The organism is Bradyrhizobium sp. P3_C3, assembly GCF_056402655.1.
Genome location: NZ_JBFUGY010000031.1, coordinates 101,776 through 114,848, shown reverse-complemented (window position 1 = coordinate 114,848; position 13,073 = coordinate 101,776). Strand labels below are relative to the sequence as shown.

Here is a 13,073-nt window from a genome sequence, read left to right as displayed (position 1 = left end):
GGCGTTGTCACCCGGGGCGGTGAAGTAATTTACCGCCCCACCTGGTACGGCCCGCCTTTTTCCAGCGCTCTGGCATACGCCGGGCGCGCATGGATGCGTTCCAGGAATGCCATCGCCTTGGGATGGCCGAGCTCGAGCCCGCCACGCGCTTGCGCGGCTTCGAGCGGGAAGCTCATCTGGATATCGGCGGCGGTGAACTCGTTGCCGGCAAACCACTCGCTCTTGCCGAGCTCGCCTTCCCAATAATCCATGTGCTGCTTGAGCTGCGGATTGACCAGCGCGGTGAGCGCCTGGTTCGAGACCTTGCGCACCAGCGGGCGAAGCAGTGCGGGTGCGCGCTTCGGCATCAGCGTGAACAGCAGCTTGAGCAGCAGCGGCTGCATCGCCGAGCCCTCCGCATAGTGCAACCAATAGGTGAAGCGCAGCCGCTCCGGCGTGTTCGGCGGCGGAATCAGCCGGCCGTTGCCGTAGGTGGCGATGAGGTATTCGATGATCGCGCCGGACTCGGCGATGGTGTTGCCGTTGTCGGTGATGACGGGCGACTTGCCGAGCGGATGGATGGCGCGCAGCTCCTTCGGCGCGCGCATGTCCGGCTGGCGCTGATAGCACACGATCTCGTAGGGCACGCCCAACTCCTCGAGCAGCCACAGCACCCGCTGTGAGCGGGAATTGTTGAGGTGGTGAACGGTCAGCATCGTTGAGGTCCCCAGGCTAGGCGTGGTCGGTCGCGCGTTCGTGCCAGCCCGGGAACGCAATGTCGAGCCATCCCCACGGATAATTTCATCCGGGTATATTGACGACCGCAATTTACCCGGATATTAAAGGGCCAACGTCATCAATATGGCAATGATTTCAATGCAACGGACTTTCACGGCGTTCCAGGGCCATCGCCGCCTGGCGTCCGGGCCAGCAGGAGAGGTCGCGCTGGTCGTCAAGCGGATCACGCCACCGCCGGACGAGCCCATCATCATCTTCGAGGACCACACGGGCCGATCGATCGACTTCGATCTGCGCGGCGGGGATCGCGAGGTGCTGGCGCGGGTGGCGAAGCTTGTCCCGCCGCCGGTCGAGGAGACCGCGCCACCGAGCGAGCCCCGCGGGCGCGGCCGGCCGAAGCTCGGCGTGGTCGCGCGCGAGGTGACGCTGCTGCCGCGGCACTGGGAGTGGCTCGGAGCCCAGCCGGGCGGCGCCTCGGTCGCGCTGCGGAAACTCGTCGACGAGGCGAGACGCGCAAGCGGCGACAAGGACCGCGAGCGGCAGGCGCGTGATGCGGCCTATCACTTCATGTCGACCATGGCGGGTAATCTGCCGCAGTTCGAGGAAGCTTCGCGCGCCCTGTTCGCGGATGACCGGCGGCGCTTCACCGGACTGATCGCCGACTGGCCGGTCGACGTCCGCGACCACATCGTCAAGCTCGCCTACAGCGACCGCGCTTAGGCGCAGCACTTCTCTCACCCCATCGACGGCCAAGCCGCGCGTGCATCGCGCGGCAACGGCTTCGCACGCCCTGATGAAAGGCCTATCCATGTCCGCGCCAAAACCGCTCTGGACGACATTCCTCCGCTTCCTCGCACCGCTGGTGCTGAGCAACGCGCTGCAATCGCTGTTCGGGACCGTCAGCAACGTCTATCTCGGCCAGATGATCGGCGTCGACGCACTCGCAGCGGTGTCGGCGTTCTTCCCGGTGATGTTCTTCCTGTTCGCCTTCGTCATGGGCCTGAGCACCGGCGCCACTGTGCTGATCGGCCAGGCCTTTGGCGCTGGCGAGCATGGCAGGATCAGGATCGTCGTCGGCACGACGCTCGCGATCGGCCTGCTGCTCTCGCTTTCGGTTGCTTTGGTCGGCGGCTTCTTCAGCCGGCAACTAATGACGATGCTCGCGACGCCAGCGGACATCCTCGACCAGGCCAGTGCCTATGCGCGCATCATGCTGCTCACCATGCCGCTCGGCTTCGTCTTCCTGCTGATGACGGCGATGATCCGCGGCGTCGGTGACGCCGTGACGCCGCTGCTGGCGCTGGCCTTGTCGACCACCATCGGACTGATCCTGACGCCGATACTGATCCGCGGCGCGTTCGGATTGCCTGCCGCGGGAATCACCAGCCCAGCCTGGGCGGCAGCGATTGCCAACGCGCTGACGCTGCTCGCGCTGGCCCTCTATCTGCTGCGGACGAAGCATGCACTGGCACCCGATGCCGCGCTGCTGCGTCATCTGCGGCTCAATCGTGCCGTGCTCGGAAAGATCCTCGGCATCGGACTGCCGAGCGCAGTCGGCATGGTGGTGATGGCGATCGCAGAGCTCGTGCTGCTCGGGCTCGTCAACGGCTTTGGATCGGATGCCACCGCCGCGTATGGCGCGGTCAACCAGGTGATGGGCTACACGCAGTTCACGGCAATGTCGATTTCGATCGCGGTCTCGATCCTCGGCGCACAGGCCATCGGCGGCGGCAACAGGACGCTGCTCGATGGCATCGTGCGCACCGGCCTCATGTTCAACATCGTCCTGACCGGCGGGCTGGTGGGGCTGATCTATCTGGCGCCGCGGGCCGTGCTCGGACTCTTCATCACCGACAGTGCCGTACTCGACCTCGCCGGGGGACTGCTTCACATCGCGCTGTGGAGCTCGGTGCCGTTCGGCCTGGCCACCGTGTTTTCCGGAGCCATGCGCGCGGCCGGCGTCGCCTTGACGCCAATGCTGCTGTCGATCTTCGCCATTGTCGCAATCGAGCTGCCGGCCGCTGTGATCCTGAGCCGCACGATCGGCCTGAAAGGTGTGTGGGCCGCCTATCCGATCGTGTTCTGCGCCATGTTCGTTTTGCAGATGGGCTATTACCTCACGGTGTGGCGCAGGCGCGCGATCCGGCGTCTGATCTGACCGGATCATCAAGATATTATGACCATCATTAAACGGTGGACCCGTGGCGCGCGCTGCGCCACAATGGATGAAAAGCCAGATCAAAAGCCAGGTCAGGGAGAACGATTTTGACCCGCACAGCCCCGCAATTCCTGTTCGATTTCGGCAGCCCGAACGCCTATCTCAGTCATCTTGCGATCCCGGCGATCGAGCAGCGCGTCGGCGTCAAATTCGAGTACGTGCCGATCCTGCTCGGCGGCATCTTCAAGTCGACCAACAACAAGTCGCCGGCCGAGACGCTCGCCGGCATCAAGAACAAGCGCGAATTCCAGGCGGTCGAGACCGAGCGCTTCGTCAAGCGCTTCAAGGTCCCGCCCTATGTCATGAATCCGTTCTTCCCGGTCAACACGCTGAACCTGATGCGTACCGCGATCGCGGCACAGGCCGAGGGCGTGTTCGAAAAATATGTCGAGGCCGCCTTCCACCACATGTGGCGCGAGCCGAAGAAGATGGACGACCCGGAAGTCGCGGCGAAGGCACTGGCATCCTCCGGCCTCGATGCCCATAAACTGTTCGCGCGCGCCCAGGAGCCCGAGGTCAAGGGCAAGCTGATCAAGAACACCGAGGACGCCGTTGCCCGCGGTGCGTTCGGCTCGCCCACCTTCTTCGTCGGTAACGAGATGTTCTTCGGCAAGGAGCAGCTGCGCGAGGTCGAGGAGATGGTGTCGGGAAAGTGAAGCGCGCGAATGGCGCGTAGCGAATAGCGAGTGGAAATCGCGCCTGCTATTCGCTACTTCCTAATCGCCATCCGCCAAAAATAAAGCCAAGTATAAAGCCAAGAATAAGAACGGAGTTCTCCCATGCGTATCCTCGTGGTCGGCGCCGGCGCCATCGGCGGCTACTTTGGTGGCAGGCTGTTACAGGCCGGCCGCGACGTCACCTTCCTGGTCCGGCCGCGGCGCGCCGGCGAGCTCGCGAGCGCCGGCCTCGTCATCAAGAGCCCGAGCGGCGACGTGACGCTGAAGAATCCGCCGACCGTTCAGGCCGACGCGCTCAAGGGAAAGTTCGACGTCGTGCTCTTGAGCTGCAAGGCGTTCGACCTCGACGACGCCATCAAGTCGTTCGCGGCCGCGGTCGGCCCTGATACGGCGATCATTCCCATGCTCAACGGCATGAAGCATCTCGACACGCTCGACGAAAAATTCGGCAAGGAGCGCGTGCTCGGCGGCCTCTGCGCCATCGCGGCAACCCTGAACGAGAAGCGCGAAGTGGTGCAGCTCCAGCCGATGCAGTCGCTCAGTTACGGCGAGCGCGACGGCAAACTCTCGGACCGGGTAAAGGCGATCGACGAGGCCTTCAAGAGCGGCATCAATGGCGCCGCCGCCAGCCAGAACATCATGCAGGACATGTGGGAGAAGTGGGTGTTCCTGTCTTCGCTCGCCGCAAGCACCAGCCTGATGCGCACCTCCGTCGGCAACATCCTCGCGGCCCCCGGCGGCCGAGACTTTTTGCTCGGCATGCTGGACGAGACCAGCGCGATCGCCACCGCGTCGGGCTACACGCCGGGCGGCCCGTTCTTCGAGCGCGTGAAGGGCAACCTCACCACCGAGGGATCGCCGATGACGGCATCCATGTTCCGCGACATCAAGGCGGGCCTGCCGGTCGAGGCCGATCACGTCATTGGCGACCTCATCGCGCGCGCCGACGCCGCCAAGGTGCCGGTGCCGAAGCTGCGCATCGCGTATACGCATCTGAAGGCGTATGAGAGGCAGCGGGCGGGGTAGCTCCAAACTTTGCTGTCGTCCCGGGGCGCGCAGAGCGCGAGCCCGGGACCCATAACCACAGGGAGTGGTTATGACGCGAGCTGGTCACCACGAGTCTTCGCCAAACTTGATCCTGCGGCTATGGGTCCTCAGATGCGCAATTGCGCATCGTAGCTCGCGACTTCGTCGCGCCCCGGGACGACAGCGGCGTTTGCCGCAACGACTCCGCGTTACTTGAAATACGCGAGATAGTGCGAGACGGCGGTGATTTCCTCATCGCTCATGTGATAGGCGACATCGGCCATCGCAGCGCCACCGCCGCCGACGCGCTGGCTGCTCTTGTAGTCGTGCAGTGCCTTGACCAGGTATTCCTCGCGTTGGCCGGCGAGCCGCGCGACGGCCTTGGTGCCGGCAAAGCTATCCGTATGGCACGAGGCGCAGCGGCGGCCGACGGCAACTTGCGCGCCTTTTTTCGACAGGTCCGGATCCGCGTCTTCCGCGGCCTTCGGCGGCGTCATCTGCGCGAAGTAGGCGCCGAAATTGCGGATGTCCTCGTTGGTGATCTCCTCGGCGATCGGCTGCATCTGGTCGTTCTTGCGCGAGCCGGCGCGGAAGAACACGAGCTGCCACTGGATGAATTGATCGGGCTGGCCGGCCAGCGAGGGGATGTTCTCCGTCTGCGAGATGCCGTTCTCGCCGTGACAGCCGGAGCAGACGGCGGCCTTCTCCTGGATCGCGGCATTATCGGCGGCCTGAGCACGGACGATTGCAAGTGCTGCGAGCGATAGCGTCACAGACAGAATTCCAAACCGAACGACTCGCATGGCTGATTTCTCCGGCTGTCATTGCCGGGCTTGACCCGCCTGCTTGGCGTAGGCCCGGCAATCCATCCCGTTTGCAAAGAGGTTTCTCGTTTGATGGATGCCCGGATCAAGTCCGGGCATGACGAACGCGTTCCGCTGCAAGCCTGTCACAAACAAAAGAGGCTGCGACCGTCGTCCGGTCGCAGCCTCGTGTCGTCTTACGCTACTTCTTGCTGTAGCTGATGCGGTAGATMGCGCCGGCCCAATCGTCGGCAACGAGGATCGAGCCGTCCTTGGCGAGGATGATGTCGTTGGGACGGCCGAGATAGCCCTGGTCACCCTCGATCCAACCGGAGGCGAACACCTCCTTCTTGGCGTTCTTGCCGTCGGGGCCGACGATCACGCGCGTGATATTGCCGCCCTGGTACTTGTGACGATTCCAGGAGCCGTGCTCGGCGATCAGGATGTTATTCTTGTACTCGGCGGGGAATTGATCGCCGGTATAGAACTTCATACCGAGCGGAGCGACATGCGCGCCGAGGTTCAGCACGGGCGGCGTGAACTCGGAGCACTTGTGACCCATCGCGAACTTCGTATCCAGCAGGTCGCCCTGGTGGCAGTAGGGATAGCCGAAATGCTCGCCGATCTTCGAGATCATGTTCAGCTTGTCTGAGGGCAGATCGTCGCTGATCCAGTCGCGCGCGTTCTCGGTGAACCAATATTTGCCGGTGCGCGGATCGACGTCGCCGCCGACCGAGTTGCGAACGCCGAGCGCATAGATTTCGGCGTTGCCGGTCTTGGGATCGACGCGGCGGATCTGCGAGACACTGGTCGGGGGCACGCCGACGTTGAAGGGCGGTCCGAACGGCAGGTAGAACCAGCCTTCCTTGTCGACCGCGATGTACTTCCAGCCATGCGCGGCATAGGAGGGCATGTCATCATAGACGACCTTGCCGTCACCGAGCTTGTCGAGATTGGCTTCGGCGTTGTCGTAACGGATCAGCTTGTCGACCGCGATGACGTAGAGCGCGCCATCCTTGAAGGCGAGACCGGTGGGCATGTTCAGCCCCTTCAGGATGGTCTTGACCTCTTTCTTTCCGTTGTTGTCCTTGATGGCATAGACGTTGCCGAGGCCGAACGAGCCAACGAACAGCGTGCCCTTGTCACCCCAGGCCATCTGCCGCGCGGCGAGAACGCCGGGCGCATAGACTTCGATCTTGAAGCCGGCCGGCAGCTTGATCTTCTTCATCATCGCGGCGAGCTCGGCCTCCGACGCGCCGGTCGGCGGGCCCGACGGCGGCGCGAGGCCCTTCTGCGCCTCGGTCTCGTCGCCGAGGAACCAGTCATCCGGCGGATGGGTCCAGAACTCCTTGGTGCCGGACTCGTATTTCTTCAGCTGGCGGTTCTTGTCCTGCTGTTGCGCGCTGACTGCGCTTGTCCCCGCGAGAAGGGCAACCGCTGCAAGCGCCAGGACGGATTGAAAGACGGATTGATGGAATTTCATCACGTCACTCCCCTAAGGCAGCCGTCAGGGCTGCACGTTATTTTGTTTTGCTAGTCGAGAGGCGAAGTTCGGAGTCTGTCAGGACGACAGACGCAAAAAGGTTAGCACATCTGCGGACGGTGAGAAGCGCGTCGGGAGCACTGCAGTCAGACTCAATAGAAATTGAGACTGAATGCCACGAAGATTTGCACGGCGCCGACAACGGTCTCGCTGCAACGCGGAATCAAAATAACGCGTGACTGATTTGCAGGCAGCAGGAGGGGCGGTCGCACAAAATTGCGAAAACAACCCCATGCACAGTAGAACGGCTTAGCCCGGTCTGCTCCCAGTGACGCCGGACAGACATTTGATGCATCGAGCAAAACGGCAAAGACGGCGATTACGAGGCGACGGGATAGGGTCCGTCGTCGAATACCGTGTCGTGATAGCCTTTCGACCCGATCTCGCGTGCCAGCGTGCTGCGAAAATCCGTGCCCTCGCACAGGCTGTTCAGGACATGCGCGAAGTCGAATTCGGGCCGCCAGCCCAGCTCGTGCCGCGCACGGTCGTTGACATAGACGCGGTCGATCTCGGGGAATAGCCGCCATCCGCGCGCCGCATAGAGCTGCGCGCAATCCGGGTAGAGCTCGCGCACGACACCGGCCGCGTCGCGCGCGAGCGCCGCGAGATGACGGGGCTCGAACGGGCTCGTCGCGGAGATGATGTAACGGGCAAAACCGATCTTCGGCGCGCGCTCGACGGCGAGGAGATGGGCGCTCACCGCGTCCGCTATATCCAGCCGTCTATAGAGCAGCTCATTGGCCTGTACGTTGTCCAGCGGGTAAGCCGAGCGCATCGCCGGATCGTCATCGTCCTCAGGGAAGAAGCGCGAGGTCCTCAAGATCACGACGGGCAGGCCGCGCTCGCGAAAGAACAGCTCGCACAGCGTCTCGGCCATCAGCTTCGTCGTGCCGTAGATGTTCTTCGGCACCGGCGCCAGATCCTCGGTGACCCACACCGCAGCCTGCCCTGCCTCCGGCCGGAGCTGCGAGCCGAACGCGCTGGTGGTGCTGGTAAAGACGAAGCTCTTCACGCCGGCGGCGACCGCTGCCTCGAGCAGATTGAGCGTGCCGGTGACGTTGGTGTCGACAAAATCCTGTTTGCCGTGGGTCGCCACATGCGGCTTGTGCAGCGTCGCGGTGTGGATCACGGCGGTGACGCCCTCCATCCGGCGCCGCACGAAGTCGGAATCGACGATCGAGCCGACGGCATCGGTGAAGGGCGATGGCTTCAGATCGATTCCACGCGCGGGGAAACTGCGTCCCCGGAGCATACGGAGAACGGCCTCCCCAAGGTGGCCCGCGCTGCCCGTGACCAGTATTGTCATTTGAGACCCAATACAGCCGCCAGCGGCGTGGAAAACCACGGCCCGACCCGGTTTGGCTGGATGCTTTGGGAAAAATTGGAGCGGGCGAAGGGGCTCGAACCCTCGACCCCGACCTTGGCAAGGTCGTGCTCTACCACTGAGCTACACCCGCATCCTGTGTCGGTCGCATGACGCGCCGGCAACGGCTGTCGTATGCCAAAAGCGGACGGCGAATGCAACAGCTACCGGCAGCAGAGATTCGCAATTGAAGGGCCATATGGACCCCGAACGCGGCCAAATCGCCCGAAAACGTCCCGGAACCGGCGAATCGGCCCTGATGGATTGAAATTCGGCCCATTCGGCCCAATCTAGGAGCCGACAACGAAGCATATGATTTGGCGACGTGCTAAAGAGCCGCCATTCCAGACATCAGACGAGGGGATCCCGTGACGATCATCGACCAGGGTAACGGAGCGGCGGGCGCGGCCGCGGCCGATCTGATCAAGGACACCACCACCCAGACCTTCGTGAAGGACGTCATCGAGGAATCGAAGCGCCAGCCGGTTCTGATCGACTTCTGGGCGGAGTGGTGCGGCCCCTGCAAGCAGCTCACGCCCGTGCTGGAAAAGGCGGTCAAGGCGGCCAAGGGCAAGGTCAAGCTGGTCAAGATGAACATCGACCAGCATCCGGCGATCCCGGGCCAGATGGGCATCCAGTCGATCCCGGCCGTGATCGCCTTCGTCAACGGCCAGCCGGCCGACGGCTTCATGGGCGCAGTGCCGGAGAGCCAGGTCAACGCCTTCATCGAAAAGGTGACCAAGGGCGTGACGGCGCCGGGCGAGCCCAATATCGCCGAGATCCTGCAAGAGGCCGAGGCGGTGCTCGCCGAGGGGGACGCCGCCGCCGCCGCGCAGATCTATGCCGAGGTGCTGCAGCACGATTCGACCAACATCGCGGCCCTTGCCGGACTCGCGAAATGCTACGCCGTCTCCGGCGCGATGGAGCAGGCCAAGCAGACGCTGGCGATGGTGCCGGAATCGAAGCGCAACGACCCCGCCGTGAAAGCCGTGCAGACCGCGATCGATCTCGCCGAGCAGGCGGAGCAGCTGGGGCCGGTGGCCGAGCTGGAACAGAAAGTCGCCGCAAACCCGCTCGATCATCAGGCTCGCTTCGACCTTGCGACCGCGCTGAATGCGCAAGGCAACCGGGCGGCGGCCACCGAGCAGTTGCTGGCGATCATCAAGCGCGACCGCAAGTGGAACGACGACGGCGCCCGCAAGCAGCTCGTGCAATTCTTCGAGGCCTGGGGTGGCACGGATGATGCTACCATCGAGGGACGAAAGCGCTTGTCGACGATCCTGTTTTCGTAAGGGTTATTGTTGGAGCATGATCTTGTCGGAAAGCCGCTTCACACTTTGCGCTAACGCGGCCCTCCGGGTCCGGATCATGCTCTAGCGAGTCTAGCGGGGTCCAGATGCCGATCAACATCGAATATCGCGGCCCCGCCGACCTGCCGGAGATCATTCCGGTATTTCCGCTGCCGGGCGCGCTTTTGCTGCCGCGCGGCCAGATGCCGCTCAACATCTTCGAGCCGCGTTACCTTTCGATGGTCGACGATTCCTTGCGCGACGGCCATCGCCTGATCGGCATGATCCAGCCCGACGTCGCGCACTCGCCGAAGAATTCCGACAGGCCGGCGCTGTTCCGCGTCGGCTGCGTCGGCCGCATCACCCAGCTGGCCGAATCCGGCGACGGCCGCTACCTCCTCGAGCTCACCGGCGTCTCGCGCTTCAAGGTGGTCAAGGAGCTTGAAGTGCTGACCGCCTACCGCCAGTGCAAGGTGGACTTCTTCACCTTCGTCGACGACTTCACCGCGCGCATGGGCGAGGACGAGGTCGATCGCGAGGCGCTGTTGACCGTGCTGGCGGATTTCCTGAAGGCCAACAATCTCAAGGTCGACTGGGAAGGCGTCGAGAGCGCGCCCAATGAGGCGCTCGTCAACGCACTGGCGATGATGTCGCCCTATGGCCCCGCGGAAAAGCAGGCCATGCTGGAGGCGCCGGATTTGAAGACCCGCGCCGAAATCCTGATCGCGGTGACCGAGATGGATCTCGCCAAGAAGCGCACCAGCGGCGATCCGCCGTTGCAGTGAGGGGCTGAATGCTCAGGCAGCGCGGACGGCTGCTCCGGCACCTCGCCGCAGCATTCTGGCGACGTCAGAGGCAGGCATCGGCTGGTAACGCTGCCTGCGCAATTCGAATTGCCGAGCATTTGCGGGAGAGGACGTCGGATTGCCGGCTGCCGATCGTGAACAATTTGTGCTGTGACCGGCAACGAACGTTCAGAGGTGACTGCGGATGCGCTTGCGTCCCGTGATCATCGCGCGGATCAGGTTCTCGCGCTGGAGGATCCCCATCATCACCACGCCCGCGACGTGCAGCACGACCAGGACAATGACCGCATCCGATGAATAATGGTGGGTGTCCTCGACCCACCAGACGCCGAAGAAGGTCACGGTCACCGACATCGCGCCGGTGATGGTCGAGACGGCGAGCGACAACAGCAGCGCCACCAGCATCAACGTCCCGGCGGGGTTGAGACCGATGTAGCGGCCCGTCATGCCGCGGCGCAGGTTCCAGAGATAACCTGGCGCGGCACGAAGCCTGACGCCGACCATGCGGAAGCGTGAATAGCGGCTTCCCAGGAAACCCCAGGCGAGGCGGAAGGCCAGGAGCCCGAGCACCGTATAGCCGAGGATGCGGTGAAGCCCGTCATAGACGGTCGGGGTGAACCAGGCGGCCAGAACGCAAGCCGCGAGGGCCCAGTGCCAGAGGCGTAGCGGGAGGTCCCAGACCGAGATCGTCCGCGAGGCGGTTCGATCCGCGGGGGTCCTGTCGGCCCCCCCGCGCGTTTCTGGCACCGCTTCTTCGATCAAGCCGTGACTATCCTCAAGCCTTGCTCAATACCTTGCTTGAAACCCTACTTGGCAACCGTCTTCTTCAGGCTAAGATCTTCCGGGCTGTAGAACAGCTCGTAGAGCTTGCCTTCCTTGACGCCGTAGACCTCATAGCACGAGCCTTCGATCTTGGAGCGCCGCACTTCGTAACCCAGCGCCTTGGCCTTGGCTTCGGCTTCGGCGGCCGGCTTCCACGACGCCTTGTCGAGCTTGGTGCAGTCCTTGAACCCGTCGGCCATGGCCGCCGATCCCATGCCAATTCCGATCGTCAGTGCAATGGCAACTACACGAATGACCTTCACGAACGTCTCCTCCTCTGTCGTGGGCGCTGCGCGGAGCCGCGAAGCGGGACCGAAGGAAGCAAAGGAGATGATGAAGTCAATCCGGTTTGGACGCAGATGGCTTTAGAGTTATTCTAACGATCCGGAAAAGATCAGTTGGCTCCGTAGGCAGCACGCATTTGAACGGCCGCTGCGGCCTTACGCCTCACGGTTTGACGGCCGGCATTCTGTGCGCGGCACCTCAATAGCCGGCAACCGCCATCGCAACGACGGCACTGAGCGCCATCCAGCCGAAATGCCGGCCGCGCGTGGCCCACGCGTTGGCGACAGCCGAGAAGCCGAACACACAGACCATGGTGACGACGATCCAGCGGCGCGCCAGCTCCGATTCCATCCAGGGCGCCGCGATCAGGAGCACGCCGCCGCCGATCCAGGCGACGGTCGAGGCCTGCCAGACCAGGCGAATCAGGGTGCGGAGCCGTTCCGGCTCGATGCGGGCGCGGGCAAAGACCTTGGTCTCGCCGAGAACGCCATGGATGAGGGCTACGGCAATGGCCACGACGCCGGAGCACTGGAGCAAGAGATCACGCATCGGCACAGCTCCCTGAAGCTTCGTCCATACAGTTGTGTATGGTGAGATAGGCGCTGGCCCGCCGCCTGTCAATACACTAGTGTATGGCCAATTCCGGAACCGGTCATGACCGAACAACTCTCCGCCGACGACTGGATCAAACAGGGCCTGAAGGCGCTGGCCAAGAACGGCTTCACGGCCCTGAAAGCCGACCCGCTCGCAAGGGCCATGGGCGTCTCGCGCGGCAGCTTCTATTGGCATTTCGCCGATCTCGGCGCGTTCCACGCTGAAGTCCTGAAGCGCTGGCGCGAGATCGCGGCCGAACAGATCATCGCCGATGTCGAGGCCGCCGGCGACGAGCCGCTGAAGGCGCTGCTGCGGAGATCCTTTGGCGCCCGGCTCGACCTGGAGCGCGCCGTGCGCAGCTGGGCGGCGTTCGATACGGCCGCGCAAGGCGCGGTCCGCGCGATCGACCGCCGCAGGATCGACTATATCGAGACGCTGCTTGCGATGCGGGGGCTTGAGCCGGCGAAGGCGCAGGCGCGCGCGCAGATCCTGTACTGGACATTCCTGGGCTTTGCCTTGTCGGGCACGCCGGTGCCGGCGGCACGGCTCCCGGGCCTGGTCGACGAGATCATGCGGATGGTCTCTGCCTAGATTCTTGTTTTGACGCGTTTTCTTTATGCGAGCCGGTACCCACTTCGCTCGAAAACGCTCTGTTGGCGCAATGGGCGACCGCGATTTTCTGTGCTAGAGGCAAGCGATCTTCGGAGACCACAATGAACGCTCCCACCGAACGCCCCGAAACCAGCGTCGATCCCAAATTGCTGGAGATCCTGGTCTGCCCGCTGACCAAGGGTCCGCTGGAGTTCGATTCCGCAAAGCAGGAGCTGATCTCGCGCAGCGCCAAGCTCGCCTACCCGATCCGCGACGGCATCCCGATCATGCTGCCGGAAGAGGCGCGCAAGATCGATTGAGGTTCTTGTAGCCCGGATG

Annotated in this window: 15 protein-coding genes and 1 tRNA gene; 8 read left to right on the top strand and 8 right to left on the bottom strand. The window is 63.5% G+C overall.

Annotated elements, in window-relative coordinates:
- Positions 1 to 29: 29 nt before the first annotated feature.
- The gene (locus tag AC1DW2_RS29810; protein ID WP_135213937.1) at positions 30 to 695 is read right to left on the bottom strand and encodes a glutathione S-transferase family protein; all 666 of its coding nucleotides are present in this window, start codon (positions 693 to 695) and stop codon (positions 30 to 32) included.
- A 145-nt stretch (positions 696 to 840) separates the two neighbouring features.
- Between AC1DW2_RS29810 and AC1DW2_RS29805 the strand changes: the two genes are divergently transcribed.
- The 4 genes from AC1DW2_RS29805 to panE all read left to right on the top strand — a co-directional run bounded on the left by AC1DW2_RS29805 (position 841) and on the right by panE (position 4,638).
- Positions 841 to 1,437: a DUF2239 family protein gene (locus AC1DW2_RS29805; protein WP_135213938.1), complete on the top strand. Its 597-nt coding sequence runs from the start codon at positions 841 to 843 to the stop codon at positions 1,435 to 1,437.
- Positions 1,438 to 1,525: 88 nt separating this feature from the next.
- Complete coding sequence (locus tag AC1DW2_RS29800) at positions 1,526 to 2,875, top strand: MATE family efflux transporter (RefSeq protein ID WP_477007798.1); 1,350 nt, start codon at positions 1,526 to 1,528, stop codon at positions 2,873 to 2,875.
- A gap of 107 nt (positions 2,876 to 2,982) precedes the next feature.
- On the top strand, positions 2,983 to 3,591 hold the full coding sequence (locus tag AC1DW2_RS29795; protein WP_135213940.1) for a 2-hydroxychromene-2-carboxylate isomerase: 609 nt from the start codon (positions 2,983 to 2,985) through the stop codon (positions 3,589 to 3,591).
- Between the two features lie 123 nt (positions 3,592 to 3,714).
- Positions 3,715 to 4,638, top strand: a complete 924-nt coding sequence (panE, locus tag AC1DW2_RS29790) for a 2-dehydropantoate 2-reductase (RefSeq protein ID WP_135213941.1) — start codon at positions 3,715 to 3,717, stop codon at positions 4,636 to 4,638.
- A 209-nt stretch (positions 4,639 to 4,847) separates the two neighbouring features.
- Here the strand turns inward: panE and AC1DW2_RS29785 are convergent, their stop codons facing one another.
- The 4 genes from AC1DW2_RS29785 to AC1DW2_RS29770 form a co-directional block, all read right to left on the bottom strand.
- The gene (locus AC1DW2_RS29785) at positions 4,848 to 5,441 is read right to left on the bottom strand and encodes a c-type cytochrome (protein WP_135213942.1); all 594 of its coding nucleotides are present in this window, start codon (positions 5,439 to 5,441) and stop codon (positions 4,848 to 4,850) included.
- A gap of 202 nt (positions 5,442 to 5,643) precedes the next feature.
- The gene (locus tag AC1DW2_RS29780; RefSeq protein WP_085403055.1) at positions 5,644 to 6,924 is read right to left on the bottom strand and encodes a PQQ-dependent sugar dehydrogenase; all 1,281 of its coding nucleotides are present in this window, start codon (positions 6,922 to 6,924) and stop codon (positions 5,644 to 5,646) included.
- 379 nt (positions 6,925 to 7,303) lie between these two features.
- Positions 7,304 to 8,290, bottom strand: a complete 987-nt coding sequence (locus AC1DW2_RS29775; protein ID WP_477007797.1) for an NAD-dependent epimerase/dehydratase family protein — start codon at positions 8,288 to 8,290, stop codon at positions 7,304 to 7,306.
- A gap of 76 nt (positions 8,291 to 8,366) precedes the next feature.
- A tRNA-Gly gene (locus tag AC1DW2_RS29770) sits at positions 8,367 to 8,441 on the bottom strand.
- Between the two features lie 274 nt (positions 8,442 to 8,715).
- On the opposite strand from AC1DW2_RS29770, the gene trxA reads away from it, so the two are divergent.
- Together trxA and AC1DW2_RS29760 are read left to right on the top strand one after the other, a co-directional pair.
- Positions 8,716 to 9,639: a thioredoxin gene (gene trxA / locus AC1DW2_RS29765; protein ID WP_167767935.1), complete on the top strand. Its 924-nt coding sequence runs from the start codon at positions 8,716 to 8,718 to the stop codon at positions 9,637 to 9,639.
- A gap of 104 nt (positions 9,640 to 9,743) precedes the next feature.
- On the top strand, positions 9,744 to 10,421 hold the full coding sequence (locus AC1DW2_RS29760; protein ID WP_135213945.1) for an LON peptidase substrate-binding domain-containing protein: 678 nt from the start codon (positions 9,744 to 9,746) through the stop codon (positions 10,419 to 10,421).
- Between the two features lie 189 nt (positions 10,422 to 10,610).
- Here the strand turns inward: AC1DW2_RS29760 and AC1DW2_RS29755 are convergent, their stop codons facing one another.
- From AC1DW2_RS29755 to AC1DW2_RS29745, 3 genes are all read right to left on the bottom strand, one after another.
- Positions 10,611 to 11,204, bottom strand: a complete 594-nt coding sequence (locus tag AC1DW2_RS29755) for a cytochrome b/b6 domain-containing protein (RefSeq protein WP_193560868.1) — start codon at positions 11,202 to 11,204, stop codon at positions 10,611 to 10,613.
- Positions 11,205 to 11,248: 44 nt separating this feature from the next.
- A complete protein-coding gene (locus AC1DW2_RS29750) occupies positions 11,249 to 11,527 on the bottom strand; it encodes a PepSY domain-containing protein (RefSeq protein WP_135213946.1) in 279 nt (92 codons plus the stop codon).
- Positions 11,528 to 11,747: 220 nt separating this feature from the next.
- Positions 11,748 to 12,098: a hypothetical protein gene (locus AC1DW2_RS29745; RefSeq protein WP_085403062.1), complete on the bottom strand. Its 351-nt coding sequence runs from the start codon at positions 12,096 to 12,098 to the stop codon at positions 11,748 to 11,750.
- A gap of 105 nt (positions 12,099 to 12,203) precedes the next feature.
- Between AC1DW2_RS29745 and AC1DW2_RS29740 the strand changes: the two genes are divergently transcribed.
- Positions 12,204 to 12,734: a TetR/AcrR family transcriptional regulator gene (locus AC1DW2_RS29740; protein ID WP_135213948.1), complete on the top strand. Its 531-nt coding sequence runs from the start codon at positions 12,204 to 12,206 to the stop codon at positions 12,732 to 12,734.
- 122 nt (positions 12,735 to 12,856) lie between these two features.
- Positions 12,857 to 13,054: a Trm112 family protein gene (locus tag AC1DW2_RS29735; protein ID WP_011083431.1), complete on the top strand. Its 198-nt coding sequence runs from the start codon at positions 12,857 to 12,859 to the stop codon at positions 13,052 to 13,054.
- The last annotated feature ends 19 nt before the right edge of the window (positions 13,055 to 13,073 follow it).

Excerpts from the sequence above, each read along its gene's own strand:
- AC1DW2_RS29800 (WP_477007798.1), top strand. The coding sequence starts at position 1,526 with ATGTCCGCGCCAAAACCGCTCTGGACGACATTCCTCCGCTTCCTCGCA.
- AC1DW2_RS29735 (WP_011083431.1), top strand. The coding sequence starts at position 12,857 with ATGAACGCTCCCACCGAACGCCCCGAAACCAGCGTCGATCCCAAATTG.
- AC1DW2_RS29745 (WP_085403062.1), bottom strand. The coding sequence starts at position 12,098 with ATGCGTGATCTCTTGCTCCAGTGCTCCGGCGTCGTGGCCATTGCCGTA.
- panE (WP_135213941.1), top strand. The coding sequence starts at position 3,715 with ATGCGTATCCTCGTGGTCGGCGCCGGCGCCATCGGCGGCTACTTTGGT.
- AC1DW2_RS29810 (WP_135213937.1), bottom strand. The coding sequence starts at position 695 with ATGCTGACCGTTCACCACCTCAACAATTCCCGCTCACAGCGGGTGCTG.
- AC1DW2_RS29785 (WP_135213942.1), bottom strand. The coding sequence starts at position 5,441 with ATGCGAGTCGTTCGGTTTGGAATTCTGTCTGTGACGCTATCGCTCGCA.
- AC1DW2_RS29760 (WP_135213945.1), top strand. The coding sequence starts at position 9,744 with ATGCCGATCAACATCGAATATCGCGGCCCCGCCGACCTGCCGGAGATC.
- AC1DW2_RS29775 (WP_477007797.1), bottom strand. The coding sequence starts at position 8,290 with ATGACAATACTGGTCACGGGCAGCGCGGGCCACCTTGGGGAGGCCGTT.
- AC1DW2_RS29740 (WP_135213948.1), top strand. The coding sequence starts at position 12,204 with ATGACCGAACAACTCTCCGCCGACGACTGGATCAAACAGGGCCTGAAG.
- AC1DW2_RS29805 (WP_135213938.1), top strand. The coding sequence starts at position 841 with ATGGCAATGATTTCAATGCAACGGACTTTCACGGCGTTCCAGGGCCAT.